This window comes from Pseudomonas sp. R1-18 (assembly GCF_051132095.1).
GTDB lineage: Bacteria > Pseudomonadota > Gammaproteobacteria > Pseudomonadales > Pseudomonadaceae > Aquipseudomonas.
Window position 1 is genome coordinate 2,663,664 of sequence record NZ_CP071658.1, and the last position, 18,170, is coordinate 2,681,833.

The window sequence follows — 18,170 nt, forward strand, 5'->3', positions numbered from 1 at the left end:
GGCAAACGGGACGAGAACCGTACGCGCGGCGCGCGGTTCGAATCGCCACCGGATCACCCCGCCCGGTTGTCGTGAGAATTCGCGGGCAATGGCCCGGTTCGAGGCAGGTCTCCTGGCTCACGGCGGCACGCCGCCGGGCTCGAACCCGGCTGGCGCACAGACGTCGCGCCTTCCCGCTTGAGCAGTGGCTGTGCGACGATCCTGACCGTTTACAGTTGCGGGGGCAGCTGCGGCATTGACCGCATTCCCGTCTTAGCTCTGCCCAAACCTGAACAGAGAACCTCAAGGCGCAAGGCTACGCAGTGGCCGAAGTCAGGTCAATCGTTCAGATTGACGCTTTGCGCCCGAGCGTGGTCTCCTGTCTCGCTGTAGCGTGGCGGCGCGACCAGTCGTCACGCATTCATTCGCGCCGCCGCGCCCGGTACAACCGACTTGGCACGGCTGGACGTTTCAACCGGCACCAGGCGGCTATCTATCAGTACTGATCTGCAACCTCCAGCGCCCGATCCTTTACTGGTCGTCGGCATCGGCTGCCGCAGCGGCTGCGCAGCCCTGCAGTTGCTGGAGCTTGTAGAGTCCGGTTTGCACGAGCTCGGCCTGGAGACGGGTGCGATCAGGGCCGTGGCTTCCATCGATCTGAAAGGCGAAGAGCCGGGGCTGCTGGCTCTGGCTAAGCAGTTGCAGGTTCCGTTGATTCTGCTGAGTGCGATCACCCTGCTCCCTTACGAGGCACAGCTGACGCATCGTTCCGCGCTCGCCTATGCCCGAACCGGCTGTCATGGAGTCGCGGAGAGCGCGGCATTGGCAGCCGCCAGCCAACTGGCCCGAGCTCCGGCGCGTCTGCTGATCACGAGACGCCAGTCGGCGCACGCCACGTTTGCTCTGGCAGGTGCCGTTGTCGAAGGCTGATAATGGCCGGCGACGAGTACCCCAACCTGAATGGAGAGTTAATTGACCGTCTTTTTCATTGGCGCAGGTCCCGGTGATCCGGAGCTGATCACCGTCAAGGGGCAGCGGCTGATTCGCAGCTGTCCAATCATCATCTACGCCGGTTCGCTGGTGCCGCTTGCGGTTCTTGACGGACACCAGGCTTTGCAGGTGGTGAACAGCGCGGAGCTGCATCTGGAACAGATCATCGCCCTGATGAAATCCGCTCATGAACAGGACCGTGATGTGGCGCGGGTACATTCCGGCGACCCCAGCCTCTACGGTGCCATCGGTGAACAGATTCGGTGTTTGCGTGAGCTGGATATTCCGTTCGAGATAATCCCTGGGGTGACTGCGACCGCAGCCTGCGCGGCGCTGCTGGGGACCGAGCTGACTCTGCCGGACATTTCCCAGAGCGTGATCCTGACCCGCTATGCCGACAAGACGACGATGCCTCCCGGTGAAGAGCTGGCAAGCCTCGCCAGCCACCGGGCAACCATGGCGATTCACCTTGGGGTCAATAACTTGGAGAAGATCGTCGCCGAGCTGCAGCCGCACTATGGGGCGGACTGTCCGATCGCCGTGGTGCATCGTGCCAGTTGGCCGGATCAGGACTGGGTGCAGGGCACGCTGGCGGATATCGCCGAGAAGGTGCGGGCCAAGGGATTCAGGCGCACCGCATTGATTCTGGTGGGACGGGTATTGGGCGACGACCCGTTTGGGGAATCATCGCTGTACCGGGCCGGGCATGCGCATCTGTACAGACCGTAGGACTACCCGTAGGAGCGCGCTTGCCCGCGACAACCGTAGCCGCAGAGATAATTCTGCGACCGGAACACCGCCGTCGCGGGCAAGCGCGCTCCTACAAGCCTGATGCGTCAGTAGTAAGCGTTTTCTTTCTGGGTGTGGTCGGTCACGTCGCGAACGCCAGCCAGTTCCGGAATGCGCTCCAGCAGCGTGCGTTCGATGCCTTCCTTGAGCGTGACGTCGGCCTGGCCGCAGCCCTGGCAGCCGCCGCCAAATTGCAGCACGGCGATGTTCTGCTCACCCTCTTCCACCACGTCGATCAGTGTGACCTGGCCGCCATGACTCGCCAGACCCGGGTTGATCTCGGTTTGCAGGTAATAGTTGATACGCTCGTTGATCGGGCTGTCGGCGTTGACCATCGGCACTTTGGCGTTCGGTGCCTTGATGGTCAGCTGTCCGCCCATGCGATCGGTGGCGTAATCGACTACCGCATCGTCCAGAAACGCTTCGCTGAAGCCGTCGATCCAGGCGGTGAAGCTCTTCAGGCCGATGGCCTTGTCTTCAGGCTTTTCTTCGCCCGGCTTGCAGTAAGCAATGCAGGTCTCTGCATACTGAGTGCCGGGCTGAGTGATAAACACGCGGATGCCGATACCGGGGGTGTTCTGCTTTTCCAGCAGATCGGCCAGATAATCGTGGGCGGCATCGGTAATAGTGATAGCGGTCATGAAAGTTCCTCGCAGACGTGCCGGCAGTTTACGCCAAACCGATGCCTCACACAAAGTCCCAGTAATTTTGTCAGGAAAGGCTTTGCGCTTCCCGAAGGCTCTGGCGCTCGTCAAGCCAGCCCTTCATCCGGCGATACAGGCCCTTTTCAATCCACTCGTAACTCAGCCACGCGCCGATGGCAATCACCGGCACGCAGAACGCAAACACGACATAGGGATTAAGGCCGAAGCGCTGCGCCATGAGCAAGCCGCCGTACAGCACCAGCACGTGCAGCAGATAGACCGAATACGAGCAATCGCCCAGCACCTTGAGCAGCTGGCTGCCGCGGAAATACGGTTCCAGCGAAACACAGGACACCACGATCAAGGCACTCGGCAACCCCCAGTTGAGCAGACGCTGCTCGTTGCTCAGCATATAAATGGTGACCAGCCCCAGCACGACACCCGCCAGCGGCACCCACAACCCCTGCTTGACCCAGCCACGGCGATAGACCAGACCGATGCCGATTCCAAGCAGAAATTCGTACACGATGTCGTTGCCGTAGAACCGACTGATCAGACCGGTGCGAGCCAGCACTTCGGTCACCGTGAACAGCGCGGCGGCAATGATCAGCGGCCTGTGCCTGCGCTCGAACAGAAACACCATCGAGAACAGCAGGTAAAACAGCATCTCGTAGTTGAGCGTCCAGCCCACATTCAGGGTTGGGTACAGACCATAGCCACCGGGGTTTTCCGATGGAATGAAAACCAGCGACAGCAGGAAGTTCTGCCAACCGATGACCTGATGCGGCAGGAATGGCGCCGCCACCAGCAGCAACAGGCCCATCGCTGCGGTGTAGAGCCAGTAGGCAGGGACGATGCGGATCAGCCGGTGCATCAAAAAACGCCCGGCCGGCATGTCGCTGTTCTGGGTGGAAAGGAAAATCACCAGACCGCTGATGACGAAAAAGATATCGACGCCGACCGCGCCCTTTGCAACGAAGAACTCACCGACTGGCCCACTGGCCTTGAAATCGAAAAAGATCTGCATGAAGTGGTGACACACAACGACCCACGCGGCGAACGCCCGCAGGGCTTGAACCGAAATCAACATCCAGAAACCTCTACCGCCTGTTTTCGCTCCTCGACCGACGCTATCGAGCCGATGGTTCGCATTGCACTCCACTCGGACCGCGTTCTGCCGGAAATAGTCGGCCCATCTGTCGAGTCGTTCAGGAAACAGCAATGGCTGCGGGCCATGTTCCGCAAGGGTTTACGCCTTAAGCGCCCGGTCCGACGGGGTTAGCTGGCGATGCAAATGCCAAGAGCGCCGTTCAGGTTCAGCAGTCTCATCTCCGCGCCCCAACATGAGCGATTTTCATGAGAAAGCCCGAGCACCAAAAAAAGCGCTCGGGTTTGCTATGATTCGGCCTTTCTGTAACCGCCTTCCCAAGGTAGCTCTCATGTCCGATCGTAGCGCCCGCCATCAAGCTCTCCTCAATGCTCTGAATCAGAGGATCCTGATCCTCGATGGCGGCATGGGCACCATGATCCAGAGTTATCGCCTCGAAGAAGCCGACTACCGTGGCACGCGCTTCGCCGACTGGCCCAGCGACGTCAAGGGCAATAACGATCTGTTGATCCTGACTCGTCCCGATGTCATTGGCGCCATCGAGAAGGCGTATCTGGATGCCGGCGCCGACATCCTCGAAACCAATACTTTCAACGCCACGCAGGTTTCCCAGGCCGACTACGGCATGGAATCGCTGGCGTACGAACTGAACGTCGAAGGCGCGCGTCTGGCGCGTAAAGTGGCGGACGCTAAGAGCCTGGAAACGCCGGACAAGCCGCGTTTCGTGGCAGGCGTGGTCGGCCCGACCAGCCGGACCTGTTCGATTTCGCCCGACGTCAATGACCCCGGCTACCGCAACGTGACGTTCGACGAACTCGTCGAGAACTACACCGAAGCCACGCGCGGCCTGGTGGAAGGCGGCGCCGACCTGATCCTCATCGAAACGATTTTCGACACGCTCAACGCCAAGGCGGCGATCTTTGCCGTGCAGGGCGTGTTCGAGGAAATAGGCTATGAACTGCCGATCATGATTTCCGGCACCATCACCGACGCTTCCGGCCGGACGCTTTCGGGGCAGACCACCGAAGCGTTCTGGAACTCGGTGCGTCACGCCAAGCCGATTTCCGTGGGCCTTAACTGCGCGCTGGGCGCGAAAGACTTGCGTCCGTATCTGGAAGAGCTGGCCGCCAAGGCTGACACACGGGTCTCGGCGCACCCCAACGCCGGCCTGCCGAACGCGTTTGGCGAGTATGACGAGACGCCGGCGGAAATGGCGGTCGTGGTCGAAGAGTTCGCCGCCAGCGGTTTTCTCAATATCATCGGCGGTTGCTGCGGCACCACGCCCGCGCATATCCAGGCCATCGCCGAAGCGGTAGCCAAATATTCGCCGCGGGCGATTCCGGACATCCCCAAGGCCTGCCGACTGTCCGGTCTTGAGCCGTTCACCATCGACCGTCAGTCGCTGTTCGTCAACGTCGGCGAGCGAACCAATATCACCGGTTCCGCCCGTTTCGCCCGTCTGATCCGCGAAGACAACTACACCGAAGCTCTGGAAGTCGCGCTGCAGCAGGTCGAAGCCGGTGCCCAGGTGATCGACATCAACATGGACGAGGGCATGCTCGACTCGAAGAAGGCCATGGTGACCTTCCTCAACCTGATCGCGGGCGAGCCGGATATCTCCCGCGTGCCGATCATGATCGACTCCTCGAAATGGGAAGTCATCGAAGCGGGCCTCAAGTGCATTCAAGGCAAGGGCATCGTCAACTCGATCAGCATGAAGGAAGGCGTCGAGCAGTTCATTCACCACGCCCGCCTGTGCAAGCGTTACGGCGCGGCCGTGGTGGTCATGGCGTTCGATGAACAGGGTCAGGCCGACACCGAAGCGCGCAAGAAGGAAATCTGCAAGCGCTCTTACGACATCCTGGTCAACGAAGTGGGCTTCCCGCCGGAAGACATCATCTTCGACCCGAACATCTTCGCCATTGCCACGGGTATTGAAGAACACAACAACTATGCCGTGGACTTCATCAATGCTTGCGCCTACATCCGGGACGAGCTGCCCTATGCATTGACGTCGGGCGGCGTGTCCAACGTATCGTTCTCGTTCCGTGGCAACAATCCGGTGCGCGAAGCGATCCACTCGGTGTTTCTGCTGCATGCGATCCGCAATGGTCTGACCATGGGCATCGTCAACGCCGGTCAGCTGGAGATCTACGACCAGATCCCCAGGCAGTTGCGCGACTGCGTCGAGGACGTGGTACTCAACCGCACCCCCGAGGGCACCGAAGCGCTGCTGGCCATCGCCGACCAGTACAAGGGCGACGGCAGCGTCAAAGAGGCCGAAACCGAGGAGTGGCGCAGCTGGCCGGTCAACCAGCGGCTGGAGCACGCGCTGGTCAAGGGCATTACCACACACATCGTTGAAGACACCGAAGAATCGCGCCAGTCGTTCGCCCGGCCTATCGAAGTGATCGAAGGGCCGCTGATGTCCGGCATGAACGTGGTCGGTGACCTGTTCGGCTCGGGCAAGATGTTCCTGCCGCAGGTGGTGAAATCCGCCCGGGTAATGAAGCAGGCCGTGGCGCATCTGATTCCGTTCATCGAACTGGAAAAAGGCGACAAGCCCGAAGCCAAGGGCAAGATCCTGATGGCGACCGTCAAGGGTGACGTGCATGACATCGGCAAGAACATTGTCGGCGTGGTGCTCGGCTGCAATGGCTATGACATCGTCGACCTGGGCGTGATGGTGCCGGCCGAGAAGATCCTGCAGGTGGCGCGCGAACAGAAGTGCGACATTATCGGCCTTTCCGGCCTGATCACCCCGTCTCTGGACGAAATGGTCCACGTCGCCCGCGAGATGCAGCGGCAGGACTTCCACCTGCCATTGATGATCGGTGGCGCGACCACCTCCAAGGCACACACCGCCGTCAAGATCGAACCCAAGTACAGCAATGACGCGGTCGTTTACGTCACCGATGCCTCGCGTGCGGTCGGCGTGGCGACGCAGCTGCTATCCAGGGAACTGAAACCGGCGTTCATCGAAAAGACCCGCCTGGAATACATTGAAGTCCGTGAGCGCACTTCGGCTCGCAGCGCGCGCACCGAACGCCTGAGTTACGGCGCGGCGGTCGCCAAGAAGCCCAAATTCGACTGGGCCACTTACACACCGGTCAAGCCGACATTCACCGGCACGCGCGTGCTGGAAGACATCGACCTGAACGTCCTGGCCGAATACATCGACTGGACGCCGTTCTTCATTTCCTGGGACCTGGCCGGCAAGTTCCCGCGCATCCTCACCGACGAGGTGGTGGGCGAAGCGGCTACCGCGCTGTACGAAGATGCTCGCCAGATGCTGCGCAAGCTCATCGACGAGAAACTGATCAGCGCCCGCGCCGTGTTCGGTTTCTGGCCGACCAATCAGGTCAATGACGACGACCTGGAGGTCTACGGCGACGACGGTCAGCCGCTGGCCAGGCTGCACCACCTGCGCCAGCAGACCATCAAGCCTGACGGCAAGCCGAACCTTTCGCTGGCTGACTTCGTCGCGCCCAAGGACAGCGGCGTGACCGATTACATCGGCGGATTCATCACGACCGCCGGCATCGGTGCCGAAGAAGTGGCCAAGGCTTACCAGGACAAAGGCGACGACTACAACTCGATCATGGTCAAGGCCCTCGCCGACCGTCTAGCCGAAGCTTGCGCCGAATGGCTGCACCAGCAAGTGCGCAAGCAATACTGGGGTTACGCCCGGGACGAGCAACTGGACAACGACGCGCTGATCAAGGAGCAGTACCTGGGCATCCGCCCTGCCCCGGGCTACCCGGCCTGCCCGGATCACACCGAAAAGAGCACGCTGTTCAGCCTGCTCGATCCGCTGCCGGAGGGCACGCCCGAGCACACGCCGGGCAGAAGCGGCGTGTTCCTGACCGAGCACTATGCGATGTTCCCGGCGGCGGCTGTCAGCGGTTGGTACTTCGCCCATCCGCAAGCGCAGTATTTCGCGGTGGGCAAAGTCGACAAGGATCAGGTGCAGAGTTACACCGCTCGCAAGGGACAGGACATCAGCGTCACCGAGCGCTGGCTGGCTCCAAACCTGGGATACGACGAGTAAGCCTGGCTGGTATGGCCTCGCTGACTATGCTTGAAACTTCGGCATGGTCAGCGAAGGCTTCTTTATGGAAGACCCATCCAAGGGCGAGCCCGACGGTAAACCGCCCACGTTCTGGCAGATGGTGCAGAGCGTTGCTCGCCGCCGCTCTGGGCGTGCAGAGCCACAAGAACCGTCAGCGCGACTTCACCCACGGCAAGCCTGTGCACTTTCTGCTGCTGGGGCTGCTGTTTACCCTGATGTTCGTGCTGATTCTGTTTGGCATCGTGCAGCTGGTGGTCTATTTCGCCGAAGGACGAAACCCGTAGGAGCCAGCTTGCTGTGGGCGGCAATCCGACGAGACGTGGCTTCAGCCAACGAAGATGCGCCGAATGTACCGACCTCTCGCCAGCAAGCTGGCTCCCACAATGTTCCGCGCGCAGTTTAATAATGCGGGGTTGCAGCTACTGCCCGCTGATCCAGAACACCGCGCCACCCACCACCAGCACGATAATGAAGAAGATTGCCCACGCATCGACGCTGCTGTCGGGCTTGGCCATTTTCGGGTGCTTGCTCATTGCATCGCCTCTTGTCGGTCTTGTAGGTGATTGCATACGAACAGGCCCAGGCTGCAAGCCCGGACCCGACCCGACTGAGTAAAGACCAGCCATGCCCACACGGCAAGCAGGGCCTTGCCCAGCCGACCTTCGGCTTATCGTTTTTAGCGATTTGCTTATATATAAACATCACTTTTACCGATATCACCAAGCTGGTATCTTCGCCACCGCTCCGCAGGGAGTGCGCGACCGTGCGCGCAGAATTGTTGGATGTCGCAGGGGCCAGAGAGCGAGATGCTCAGCATCCGATGCCGTTGCCCCCTGCTTCATGACGAAGCCTGAGAACAGGACCTATATGTACGTATACGACGAGTACGATCAGCGGATCATCGAGGACCGCGTCAAGCAGTTCCGGGATCAGACCCGACGCTATCTGGCAGGCGAGCTGAGCGAAGAAGAGTTTCGACCGTTGCGCTTGCAAAACGGTCTTTACGTCCAGCGTTTCGCGCCCATGCTGCGGGTCGCGGTGCCTTACGGCCAGCTGACTTCGCGCCAGACGCGCATGCTGGCGAAGATCGCGCGCGACTACGACAAGGGCTATGCCCACATCAGTACCCGCCAGAACGTGCAGTTCAACTGGCCAGCGCTGGAAGACGTGCCGGATATTCTGGCCGAACTGGCGACCGTGCAGATGCACGCCATCCAGACCAGCGGCAACTGCCTGCGCAACGTCACCACCGACCAGTTTGCCGGCGTTGCCGCGGACGAACTGGTCGACCCGCGCCCATGGTGCGAGATCGTCCGTCAGTGGACGACCTTCCACCCGGAATTCGCCTACCTGCCGCGCAAGTTCAAGATTGCGATCAACGGTGCAAGCAGCGACCGCGCAGCCATCGAAGTCCATGACATTGGCCTGGAGCCACTGCGCAACGCGGCCGGCGAGCTGGGTTTCCGCGTGCTGGTCGGCGGCGGTCTTGGGCGCACGCCCGTGGTCGGCTCGTTCATCAATGAATTTCTGCCTTGGCAAGACCTGTTGAGCTACCTGGATGCGATACTTCGCGTCTATAACCGCTACGGTCGCCGGGACAACAAGTACAAGGCGCGGATCAAGATTCTGGTCAAGGCGCTCACCCCTGAAGTCTTCGCCGAAAAGGTCGAGGCTGAAATGGTCCATCTGCGTGGCGGTCAGACCACGCTGACCGAAGCCGAAGTGCAGCGCGTTGCCACGCACTTCGTCGACCCGCAATACAAACAGCTGGCCGATCAGCACGCCGAACTGGCGGCGCTGGACGCGCAGCATCCGGGCTTTGCCCGCTGGCGCCAGCGCAATGTGCTGGCCCACAAGCAGCCGGGTTATATCGCAGTGACCCTGTCGCTCAAACCGACCGGCGTTGCGCCGGGCGATGTGACCGACAAGCAGCTGGACGCGGTTGCCGATCTGGCCGACCGCTACAGCTTCGGCCAGCTGCGCACGTCCCACGAGCAGAACATCATCCTCGCCGACGTCGAGCAGGGCCAGCTGTTCGCGCTGTGGAACGAGCTGCGCGATAACGGCTTCGCCACGCCGAACATCGGCCTGCTGACCGACATCATCTGCTGCCCCGGCGGGGATTTCTGCTCGCTGGCCAACGCCAAGTCGATCCCTATCGCGGAGTCGATCCAGCGCCGCTTCGACGATCTGGACTACCTGTTCGACATCGGCGAACTGGACCTCAACATTTCCGGTTGCATGAACGCCTGCGGTCACCACCACGTCGGCCATATCGGCATCCTTGGCGTGGACAAGAAAGGCGAAGAGTTCTATCAGGTGTCGCTGGGTGGCAGCGCCAGCCGTGACGCGAGCCTGGGCAAGATCCTCGGCCCGTCCTTCGCCCAGGAAGCCATGCCGGACGTGATCGAGAAGCTGATCAACGTGTACGTCGAACGACGTACCGAGGACGAGCGCTTTATCGACACCTACCAGCGCATTGGTATCGACCCTTTCAAGGAGCGCGTCTATGCAGCGAATCATTAAGAACAACCAGGTCATCGATGACACCTGGCACCTGCTGCCCAAGGACACGACCTTCGACAGCCTGTCCAACTGCGACGACCTGATCGTGCCGCTGGTGCTCTGGCGCGAACACGGTCACGCACTCAAGGCCCGCGACGGCGGCCTTGGCGTCTGGCTGGACAGCGACGAAGAAGCCGAGGAAATCGGTGACGACGTGGATCAGTTCCAGGTCATTGCCTTGAACTTCCCGGCGTTCACCGACGGGCGCAGCTTTTCCAACGCGCGCCTGCTGCGTGACCGTTACGGTTTCAAGGGTGAACTGCGGGCCATCGGTGACGTCCTGCGGGACCAGTTGTTCTACATGCATCGTTGCGGCTTCGATGCCTTTGCGATCCGCGCCGACAAGGACCCGTACGAAGCGCTGGAAGGTCTGAAGGATTTTTCGGTGACCTACCAGGCTGCAGCCGACGAACCGCTACCGCTGTTTCGCCGCCGCTGATCCGGTAACAGCAAAAAGCCCGGGCCTTCTGAGAAGGCCCGGGCTTTTTTGTGTCTCGCGGAATACGCTGTTCCGGAACCGGGACAGGTTCCTGTGGGAGATTCTATGTTCGGGGGTTACCCCTAAACCGCCCTTGGGGAAAAGCTCCTGGTGCCCGCGAATCCGCTTTTGATTCTGCCCGCAGGGCGTGGGAGTGACCGGGCGGCGATCCGCTTGCTCTGGGCGGCAATCCGACGATCTGGCGCGTAGCGGCAGTAATCCTGGCGACCTTGTTTATACTGCATGAACCATCCTGCTGCCGGCTCCCGGCAGATCGCAGGCAAGCCAGCTCCTACAGTCCGTGCAGCGCTGCGGTTCCTGTGGGAGCCAGCTTGCTGGCGAGACGGTATTCAGCCCGACATACATATTTCGCCTGTTTAGGTCCCTCGCCAGCAAGTTGGCTCCCACAAGTGCAGGAGCGCGTTTACCCGAGACGGGGTCTCACCAGAATCGCTGCTGAGTCAGGCGGCTCCACACTTTGCTGAGCAAGCCGTCCGCGGTGACTGCCGCGGCCATGCCCATGCGTTCCTGAAGGCTTTTGCGCTGCACGTAGTGCAAGTGGAACACATCAGCCTGTTTCGCCCGCTCGGCCAGGTATTCGTCGCTGGTCTTGAGCTCGTCGACCAGTTGTTTCTCCAGCGCGGCCATGCCCAGCCAGACTTCACCGGTGGCCACTTCGTCAATGGACAGCTGCGGGCGGTAACTGGCGACGAAGCGCTTGAACAGGTCGTGAGTAATGTTCAGGTCCTGCTGGAATTTCTCGCGGCCTTTCTCGGTGTTTTCGCCGAACACCGTCAGGGTGCGCTTGTATTCACCGGCGGTGAGGACTTCTACGTCAATGTCGTGCTTCTTCAGCAGGCGGTTGACGTTTGGCAACTGCGCCACGACGCCGATTGAACCGAGGATGGCAAACGGCGCGCTGATGATGCGGTTGCCGATGCACGCCATCATGTAACCGCCACTGGCCGCGACCTTGTCGATGCAGATGGTCAGCGGAATGCCCGCCTCCCGGATACGCGCCAGCTGCGAAGAGGCCAGACCGTAGCTGTGAACCATGCCGCCGCCGCTTTCCAGGCGCAGCACGACTTCATCCTTGTCCGTGGCCAGGGTCAGCAAGGCGGTGATCTCATGGCGCATGCTTTCAGTCGCCGAGGCCTTGATATCACCATCGAAGTCCAGCACGTACACACGGGACTTCACTTCGACCGGCGTCTTGCCCTTTTTCTCTGCCTTGTCGGCCTTGCCTTGCGCCTTGCGCAGCGCCTTGAGCCGGTCCTTGTCCAGCAGCGACTGTTCCAGCCGCTCGCGCAGCCCTTTATAGAAATCGTTGAGACGGGTCACCTGCAGCTGCCCCGTCGTGCGCCGGCGGCCTTTGCCACGCAGGGCCGCGATGGTCACCAGCACGGCGACGATGGCAATGACCAGCGTGACGGTCTTGGCCAGAAAACTCGCGTAGTCGGCAATGAAATCCACGGATACTCCTTACTTGCGTTGCGCCCTTACCAATCAAGGGCCGCGATGCCGCCAGCATACCGACGCGACCTGCGTATCACCAGCGGCGCACCTGTAACCGGGGGTTAAACGCTGATTTCAAACGGGCGTATGTTTTTTCATTGACAGCCCACCGGCATCGGCCATAACCTCGCCCAACCTTCAACGCGCCGGGACACGACGGACGTGGGCAGCATCTATCTGATACGACATGGCCAGGCTTCATTCGGTGCCGATGACTACGACGTGCTGTCGACCGTCGGCATTCGTCAGGCGCAGGTACTGGGCGCGCATCTGGCAGAGCTGGGCCTGGAGTTCGATCGCTGTCTGTGCGGAGACCTGCGACGTCAGAAAGACACCGCCCGCCACGCCCTCGCGCAGCTGGCTGAAACTGGCTTGAAGGTTCCCGAGGTCGTGATAGACAGCGCGTTCGACGAGTTCGACGCCGAAGGCGTGGTCCGCGCATTGATACCGGCGATGCTCGAAGACGAACCCGATGCACTCGATATCCTGCGCAACGCCGCGGACAATCGCGCCGAGTTCCAGCGGCTGTTCGCGCTGGTCATTGCCCGCTGGCTGGGCGGCGAACACGACACGCTGGGCCTGCAGAGCTGGCGCGGATTTGTGACCCGTGTCCAGGCCGGCCTGCAACGGATCATCGAGACCGCCGGCGAGCACGAACGCATCGCGGTCTTCACTTCCGGCGGAACCATCACGGCCCTGCTACACACTATTACCGGTATGCCGGCTCAGCAGGCATTTGAGCTCAACTGGCACATCGTCAACACTTCGCTGCACCAGCTCAAATTCAGGAACAGCGAAGTGTCACTGGCTTCCTTCAACAGTTACGCGCATTTGCAACTGCAGAAGGCGCCGGAGCTCATCACTTATCGCTGAGCCCGGCCACTTGCATCCTCACGGATGCGAACGACATCACCGAAGCGGCACACCTCCGAACATCACATACGAACATCACACCCAAACAGCACAAAAGGATCGATACATGAGTTCAGTAGGCGAAGCAGTCCAGACCATGCAGGCCAAGTTCAACCCAGCCGCCGCTACCGGCCTGGACCTGATCTACGGCTTCCACATCACCGACGTCGACAAGCATTACGCGCTGCACGTGAAAGACAGCACCTGCCAGCTTGAGGAAGGCGAAAACCCGGACGCCAACGTCACGCTGATCATGGACAGCACCACGCTCAAAGGCATCGTCAGCGGTGAGACCGATGGCATGCAGGCCTTCATGGGCGGCAAACTGCGCGCTGAAGGCGACATGATGCTGGCCATGAAACTGAGCGAACTGTTCCCGGTCTGATCCGCGCGCATTCCGCTCCATGTCCTGCTGCATAAAAAACCGAAGCTCTGGCTTCGGTTTTTTTTTGGTCCGGGGATTTTCCGACCGCGGGCGGCCATCAGAACCGTTGATCCACCGGCAACACGCTAGCCTATAACGCCGCGCCAGAGTTGTTCGCCAACCCTGGCGTCATTAGATTAGCCAATGATCCATGCACACCTTGATAAGCATCCACTAATAAGAACATCGGGCAAAAACATGGGGTCCAGCATGACGCTTACCGACCAGTCCACCGATATCCGTGCAGGCGAAGAACTGGACGCGCACCTGATCGACGCTTATCTGAAGGCCCATATCAGCGGCCTGAGCGGAACGCCTGTGGTCAGCCAGTTCCCGGGCGGTGCCTCGAACCTCACGTATCTGATTCAGTATCCGGAAAAGGAGCTGGTGCTGCGCCGCCCGCCGTTCGGACGCAAGGCCCGGTCGGCACATGACATGGGCCGTGAGTTTCGCATTCTCAACGGCCTGAAGACCGCGTTTCCGTATTGCCCGCAAGCATATGTGCATTGCACCGACGAGAGCGTGCTCGGCGCGGAGTTTTACGTCATGGAGCGACTCAAGGGCATCATCCTGCGCTCCGACCTGCCGCCCGCGCTCAACCTGGACAGCGCCCGCACCGAGGCGCTGTGCAAGAGCTTCATCGACAAGCTGGTGGACTTGCATCAGGTGGACTACCAGGCCTGCGGGCTGGGCGACCTGGGTCGGCCCGAAGGCTACGTCCAGCGCCAGATTCTGGGCTGGAGCGAACGCTACGAAAAAGCCAGGACGCCCGATGCGCCCGGCTGGGAAAAGGTCCGGGACTGGCTGGTCTCGAAAATGCCCGCCGATCATCCGACGTCCAGCATCGTGCACAACGACTACCGCTTCGACAACGTGATCCTCGACCCCAACGACCCGATGCGCATCATCGGCGTGCTGGACTGGGAGCTGACCACCCTTGGCGATCCGCTGATGGACCTTGGCAACACCCTCGCCTACTGGATCGAGGCCGATGACCCGGCCGCCGTCCGGCAGATGCGCCGCCAGCCCAGCCACGCGCCAGGCATGCTGACCCGCCGGCAATTCGTTGACTATTACGCTCAGCGCGCGGGAATCCGCATCGACAACTTCGACTTCTATTACACCTACGGCCTGTTCCGGCTGGCGGGCATCGTTCAGCAGATCTATTACCGCTTCTACCACGGCCAGACGCAGGACAAGCGCTTCGCGCCGTTCGTGCAGATGAATGCTCTGCTCGAACACATGAGCCTGCAGGTGATCGCGCGTTCCAGTCTCTGACACCTTCCCACCCTTTTTTCGTTAGGAGGCACTATGTCCCGGACCCAACTGTTCGACCTGGACGGTAAGATCGCGCTGGTTTCCGGCGCCAGCCGCGGCATCGGCGAAGCCATCGCACGGCTGCTGGCCCAACAAGGCGCCCATGTGATCGTTTCCAGCCGCAAGGTTGAAAGCTGCCAGCACGTCGCTGACGCGATCATCGCCGAGGGCGGACTGGCCACGGCCATCGGCTGTCATATCGGAGAGATGGAGCAGATCACCAGCGTGTTCCAGCAGATTCGCCAGCAGTTCGGCAGGCTCGACATTCTGGTCAACAACGCGGCGACCAACCCGCAGTTCTGCAACGTACTGGATACCGACCTGAGTGCGTTTCAGAAAACCGTCGACGTGAATATCCGCGGCTACTTCTTCATGTCGGTGGAAGCCGGCAAGCTGATGCGGGAAAACGGTGGAGGCAGCATTATCAACGTAGCTTCGATCAACGCCGTTTCGCCGGGTGCCTTTCAGGGCGTCTACTCCATGACCAAGGCGGCAGTGGTCAACATGACCAAGGTATTCGCCAAGGAATGCGCGGGGTTCGGCATCCGCTGCAACGCACTGCTGCCGGGCCTGACCGACACGAAGTTCGCCTCGGCACTGGTCAAGAATGACGCGATCCTCAATGTGGCGCTGGCGCAGATCCCTCTCAAGCGTGTGGCGGCGCCGAGCGAAATGGCCGGAGCGGTGCTGTACCTGGCCAGCGACGCGTCCAGCTACACCACCGGAGCTGCGCTCAACGTCGACGGTGGTTTCCTGTCCTGAGCGCTTTTCAATACGACCTCTGTCGGTAGCCTGCAACTTCCTGCAACAAACGCTTAAGGGGTAGAATGCGCGACCTTCGGGCAGCCATTCTGCCCCCTAGCGGATAAGCCCTGCCGACCATGCCTTTCGAACTGAGCGTCGACCTGACCACCCTTGCCGTTCTTGCTGTCGTAGCCTTTGTTGCCGGATTCATCGACGCCATCGCCGGCGGTGGCGGTCTGCTGACCACTCCCGCGCTGATGACCGCCGGCCTGCCGCCGCACCTGGTGCTGGGCACCAACAAGCTCAGCTCGACTTTCGGCTCCGCCACGGCCAGTTTCACCTTCTACCGCCGCAAACTGTTCGAGCCGCGTCAATGGCTGCATGCGCTGATCGGCACGGCCGTCGGCGCCCTGATTGGCGCGGTGATTGCCCATTATCTGCCGGCCGAGTGGCTGAACCAGATGCTGCCGGTGATTGTGTTCGCCTGTGGCCTGTACCTGCTGTTCGGCGGCACGCCCAAGGCGCCGCTGGACAGCAACGCGCCCATCAAGAAGAAGTGGCAGTTGCCCCAGGGCCTGGGTCTTGGGTTCTACGACGGCGTTGCCGGACCCGGCACCGGCGCGTTCTGGACCGTCAGCACCCTGCTGCTCTACCCGCTCGATCTTGTCAAGGCCAGCGGCGTGGCACGCAGCATGAACTTTGTCAGCAACGCCGTGGCATTGTCAGTGTTCATCTTTTCCGGTCAGGTGGATTTCGTGATCGGTCTGGTGATGGGCGTTGCGGTGATGCTCGGCGCCTACTTCGGCGCCGGCACGGCGATCAAGGGCGGCGCAAAATTCATCCGCCCGGTGTTCATCACGGTGGTACTGGGTCTAACCGTTCGCCTGGCCTGGCAGCACTGGTTCGGCGGCGCCTGAGCGCCGGGCCAGCCAGACGTCGATCAGATAGCGCGCGATTGAGCGATTGGCCGGCAGGGGCGGCAGCGCGTCGATATGGAACCAGCGCGCATCTTCAATTTCATCGACCTGCGGGACGATTTCGCCGCTGTCGTACTCGGCGTGAAACCCCAGCATCATTGAATGCGGAAACGGCCAGCACTGGCTGCCCATGTACTTGAGGTTCTTGATCCGCACCCGCACCTCCTCCATGACCTCGCGGTGTACGCAGTCTTCCACCGATTCGCCCGGCTCGACAAAACCGGCCAGGGTGCTGTACATGCCGGAGACAAACCGCGGCGACCTCGCCAGCAGCACCTCGTCGCCACGGGTGATCAGCACGATCATGCTGGGCGAGATGCGCGGGTAGAAACGCAGATTATCGACGTCGCAATGCATGGCCCGCTCGCCGGGTATCTGCACGGTCGGTTTGCCGCACGCGCCGCAGAAGCGGTGCTCCCGGGCCCAGGTGCTGATCTGCGCGGCGTAGCCGAGCATCTGGAATACCGCGAATTCGCCTTCGAGCATGAACTGACGCAGCCCTTGCCAGACGCAGCCGTCGACCACCACTGGCTGTTCCAGCACGAGCAGGTAAACCGGCTCCCCGTCGAAATGGCCGATGCCGTGTTCACTCTGAACCGGCAGCTCCAGGCGCTTGAGCCACTGCCTTGGAAACAGCGTACCGTTACCGTCCAGCAGGAAACCCTCCTGGCTATGGACCACGGCCAGGCCGCCGCTGGCCTCGATATCGAGCACGGCGGTGGTCCAACGTTCCGGGCGTGTCATGGAAAACTCCTTACCTGCACGCGCAAGACGTGTCGTCAGTTATCGAATACGGGTTTCTGCTTGCTCAAGTGTGCCGCCATGGCCAGCTTGAGATCGACCGATTGCAGCATGGCCGAGTTCCAGATGGCAACATGTTCCAGCCCGTCGTCGACCCGATGGTCACGCATATAGCTGATCATCTCCTTGGTGCCTTCGATGGCGATGGGCGACTTGGCGGCGATTTCCCGGGCAACCCCGAGCACGCCTTCAAGCAGGGTCTCATGGTCGGCGAAGGCGCGATTGATCAGCCCGATACGCTGCGCTTCTTCCACCTCGATCATGCGTCCGGTGTAAGCCAGCTCACGGAGCATGCCTTCGCCGATGATGCGCGGCAAGCGTTGCAAGGTGCCAACGTCGGCGGCCATCCCCATATCGATCTCAAGAATCGCGAAGCGCGCATCGGCAGCCGCGTAACGCATGTCGCAGGCCGCGATCAGATCGATGGCGCCGCCCAGGCAGTAGCCATGAATGGCCGCCAGCACCGGCTTGCGGCAACGGTCCACCGCGTTGAAGGATTCCTGCATGCGCAGGATGGTCTGGCGCAGGCGACGGGCATTACGGCCTACGTCATCACCCAGCTCCGCGGCCACCGACGCCAGCAGCGCCAGATCGATACCGGAAGAAAAATGCTTGCCCGCTCCGCTGAGCACGACGACACGAACGTTATCGCTGTTGTCTATCCACTTGAAAACCTCGACAATTTCCGCCCAAAACGCCGCATTCATCGCGTTGAGCTTATCGGGACGGTTGATTCGCACATGGGCGATATGATCGGTAACATCGATCAGGAACGCTTGATAGTCGGACACGGCATCTTCCTTATTTCGTGTGGGTTTGTGTGGGCGCGTGGACATGGCCGGCTTTGTGAGCCAA

The 18,170-nt window shown here is 61.0% G+C and carries 15 protein-coding genes, 1 pseudogene and 1 riboswitch; of the genes and pseudogenes, 11 read left to right on the forward strand and 5 right to left on the reverse strand.

Features of this window, described 5'->3' with window-relative positions:
* Positions 1-85: 85 nt before the first annotated feature.
* Positions 86-300, reverse strand: a riboswitch (cobalamin riboswitch).
* A 186-nt stretch (positions 301-486) separates the two neighbouring features.
* Both J3P77_RS12320 and cobM read left to right on the forward strand, forming a co-directional pair.
* Entirely contained in the window at positions 487-909 is a 423-nt protein-coding gene (locus J3P77_RS12320) for a cobalamin biosynthesis protein (protein WP_434681995.1), read from the forward strand.
* 42 nt (positions 910-951) lie between these two features.
* Positions 952-1,698, forward strand: coding sequence for a precorrin-4 C(11)-methyltransferase (gene cobM, locus J3P77_RS12325; RefSeq protein ID WP_434676912.1), 747 nt, complete (start codon positions 952-954; stop codon positions 1,696-1,698).
* A gap of 107 nt (positions 1,699-1,805) precedes the next feature.
* On the opposite strand, the gene nfuA is transcribed toward cobM, so the two are convergent.
* Both nfuA and J3P77_RS12335 read right to left on the reverse strand, forming a co-directional pair.
* On the reverse strand, positions 1,806-2,399 hold the full coding sequence (nfuA, locus tag J3P77_RS12330; protein ID WP_434676913.1) for a Fe-S biogenesis protein NfuA: 594 nt from the start codon (positions 2,397-2,399) through the stop codon (positions 1,806-1,808).
* Positions 2,400-2,469: 70 nt separating this feature from the next.
* Entirely contained in the window at positions 2,470-3,492 is a 1,023-nt protein-coding gene (locus tag J3P77_RS12335) for an acyltransferase family protein (RefSeq protein ID WP_434676914.1), read from the reverse strand.
* A gap of 349 nt (positions 3,493-3,841) precedes the next feature.
* Here J3P77_RS12335 and metH point away from each other — a divergent pair, with 349 nt between their 5' ends.
* The 4 genes and pseudogenes from metH (at position 3,842) to J3P77_RS12355 (ending at position 10,586) form a co-directional block, all read left to right on the forward strand.
* Complete coding sequence (gene metH, locus J3P77_RS12340; RefSeq protein WP_434676915.1) at positions 3,842-7,561, forward strand: methionine synthase; 3,720 nt, start codon at positions 3,842-3,844, stop codon at positions 7,559-7,561.
* Between the two features lie 64 nt (positions 7,562-7,625).
* Positions 7,626-7,866 (forward strand): annotated as a pseudogene (locus J3P77_RS12345) (DUF2970 domain-containing protein).
* Positions 7,867-8,449: 583 nt separating this feature from the next.
* Complete coding sequence (locus J3P77_RS12350) at positions 8,450-10,108, forward strand: nitrite/sulfite reductase (RefSeq protein ID WP_434676916.1); 1,659 nt, start codon at positions 8,450-8,452, stop codon at positions 10,106-10,108.
* Complete coding sequence (locus J3P77_RS12355) at positions 10,092-10,586, forward strand: DUF934 domain-containing protein (RefSeq protein WP_434676917.1); 495 nt, start codon at positions 10,092-10,094, stop codon at positions 10,584-10,586. The genes J3P77_RS12350 and J3P77_RS12355 overlap by 17 nt, the downstream gene beginning before the upstream one ends.
* A gap of 480 nt (positions 10,587-11,066) precedes the next feature.
* Here the strand turns inward: J3P77_RS12355 and sohB are convergent, their stop codons facing one another.
* Entirely contained in the window at positions 11,067-12,098 is a 1,032-nt protein-coding gene (gene sohB, locus J3P77_RS12360) for a protease SohB (RefSeq protein WP_434676918.1), read from the reverse strand.
* Between the two features lie 204 nt (positions 12,099-12,302).
* On the opposite strand from sohB, the gene J3P77_RS12365 reads away from it, so the two are divergent.
* The 5 genes from J3P77_RS12365 to J3P77_RS12385 all read left to right on the forward strand — a co-directional run bounded on the left by J3P77_RS12365 (position 12,303) and on the right by J3P77_RS12385 (position 16,454).
* Positions 12,303-13,013, forward strand: coding sequence for a histidine phosphatase family protein (locus J3P77_RS12365; RefSeq protein WP_434676919.1), 711 nt, complete (start codon positions 12,303-12,305; stop codon positions 13,011-13,013).
* A gap of 106 nt (positions 13,014-13,119) precedes the next feature.
* Positions 13,120-13,437, forward strand: coding sequence for an SCP2 sterol-binding domain-containing protein (locus J3P77_RS12370; protein ID WP_434676920.1), 318 nt, complete (start codon positions 13,120-13,122; stop codon positions 13,435-13,437).
* A gap of 249 nt (positions 13,438-13,686) precedes the next feature.
* Complete coding sequence (locus J3P77_RS12375) at positions 13,687-14,754, forward strand: phosphotransferase family protein (RefSeq protein WP_434676921.1); 1,068 nt, start codon at positions 13,687-13,689, stop codon at positions 14,752-14,754.
* 33 nt (positions 14,755-14,787) lie between these two features.
* Positions 14,788-15,555, forward strand: a complete 768-nt coding sequence (locus J3P77_RS12380; RefSeq protein WP_434676922.1) for an SDR family oxidoreductase — start codon at positions 14,788-14,790, stop codon at positions 15,553-15,555.
* Positions 15,556-15,674: 119 nt separating this feature from the next.
* The gene (locus tag J3P77_RS12385) at positions 15,675-16,454 is read left to right on the forward strand and encodes a TSUP family transporter (protein ID WP_434676923.1); all 780 of its coding nucleotides are present in this window, start codon (positions 15,675-15,677) and stop codon (positions 16,452-16,454) included.
* Here J3P77_RS12385 and nudC read toward each other — a convergent pair.
* Together nudC and J3P77_RS12395 are read right to left on the reverse strand one after the other, a co-directional pair.
* A complete protein-coding gene (gene nudC, locus J3P77_RS12390; RefSeq protein ID WP_434676924.1) occupies positions 16,410-17,258 on the reverse strand; it encodes an NAD(+) diphosphatase in 849 nt (282 codons plus the stop codon). The two genes, J3P77_RS12385 and nudC, sit on opposite strands and share 45 nt — an antisense overlap.
* A 35-nt stretch (positions 17,259-17,293) precedes the next feature.
* Complete coding sequence (locus J3P77_RS12395; RefSeq protein ID WP_434676925.1) at positions 17,294-18,106, reverse strand: crotonase/enoyl-CoA hydratase family protein; 813 nt, start codon at positions 18,104-18,106, stop codon at positions 17,294-17,296.
* Between the last annotated feature and the right edge of the window lie 64 nt (positions 18,107-18,170).

Excerpts from the sequence above, each read along its gene's own strand:
- nfuA (WP_434676913.1), bottom strand. The coding sequence starts at position 2,399 with ATGACCGCTATCACTATTACCGATGCCGCCCACGATTATCTGGCCGAT.
- J3P77_RS12335 (WP_434676914.1), bottom strand. The coding sequence starts at position 3,492 with ATGTTGATTTCGGTTCAAGCCCTGCGGGCGTTCGCCGCGTGGGTCGTT.
- metH (WP_434676915.1), top strand. The coding sequence starts at position 3,842 with ATGTCCGATCGTAGCGCCCGCCATCAAGCTCTCCTCAATGCTCTGAAT.
- J3P77_RS12350 (WP_434676916.1), top strand. The coding sequence starts at position 8,450 with ATGTACGTATACGACGAGTACGATCAGCGGATCATCGAGGACCGCGTC.
- J3P77_RS12355 (WP_434676917.1), top strand. The coding sequence starts at position 10,092 with ATGCAGCGAATCATTAAGAACAACCAGGTCATCGATGACACCTGGCAC.
- J3P77_RS12370 (WP_434676920.1), top strand. The coding sequence starts at position 13,120 with ATGAGTTCAGTAGGCGAAGCAGTCCAGACCATGCAGGCCAAGTTCAAC.
- J3P77_RS12375 (WP_434676921.1), top strand. The coding sequence starts at position 13,687 with ATGACGCTTACCGACCAGTCCACCGATATCCGTGCAGGCGAAGAACTG.
- J3P77_RS12380 (WP_434676922.1), top strand. The coding sequence starts at position 14,788 with ATGTCCCGGACCCAACTGTTCGACCTGGACGGTAAGATCGCGCTGGTT.
- J3P77_RS12385 (WP_434676923.1), top strand. The coding sequence starts at position 15,675 with ATGCCTTTCGAACTGAGCGTCGACCTGACCACCCTTGCCGTTCTTGCT.
- nudC (WP_434676924.1), bottom strand. The coding sequence starts at position 17,258 with ATGACACGCCCGGAACGTTGGACCACCGCCGTGCTCGATATCGAGGCC.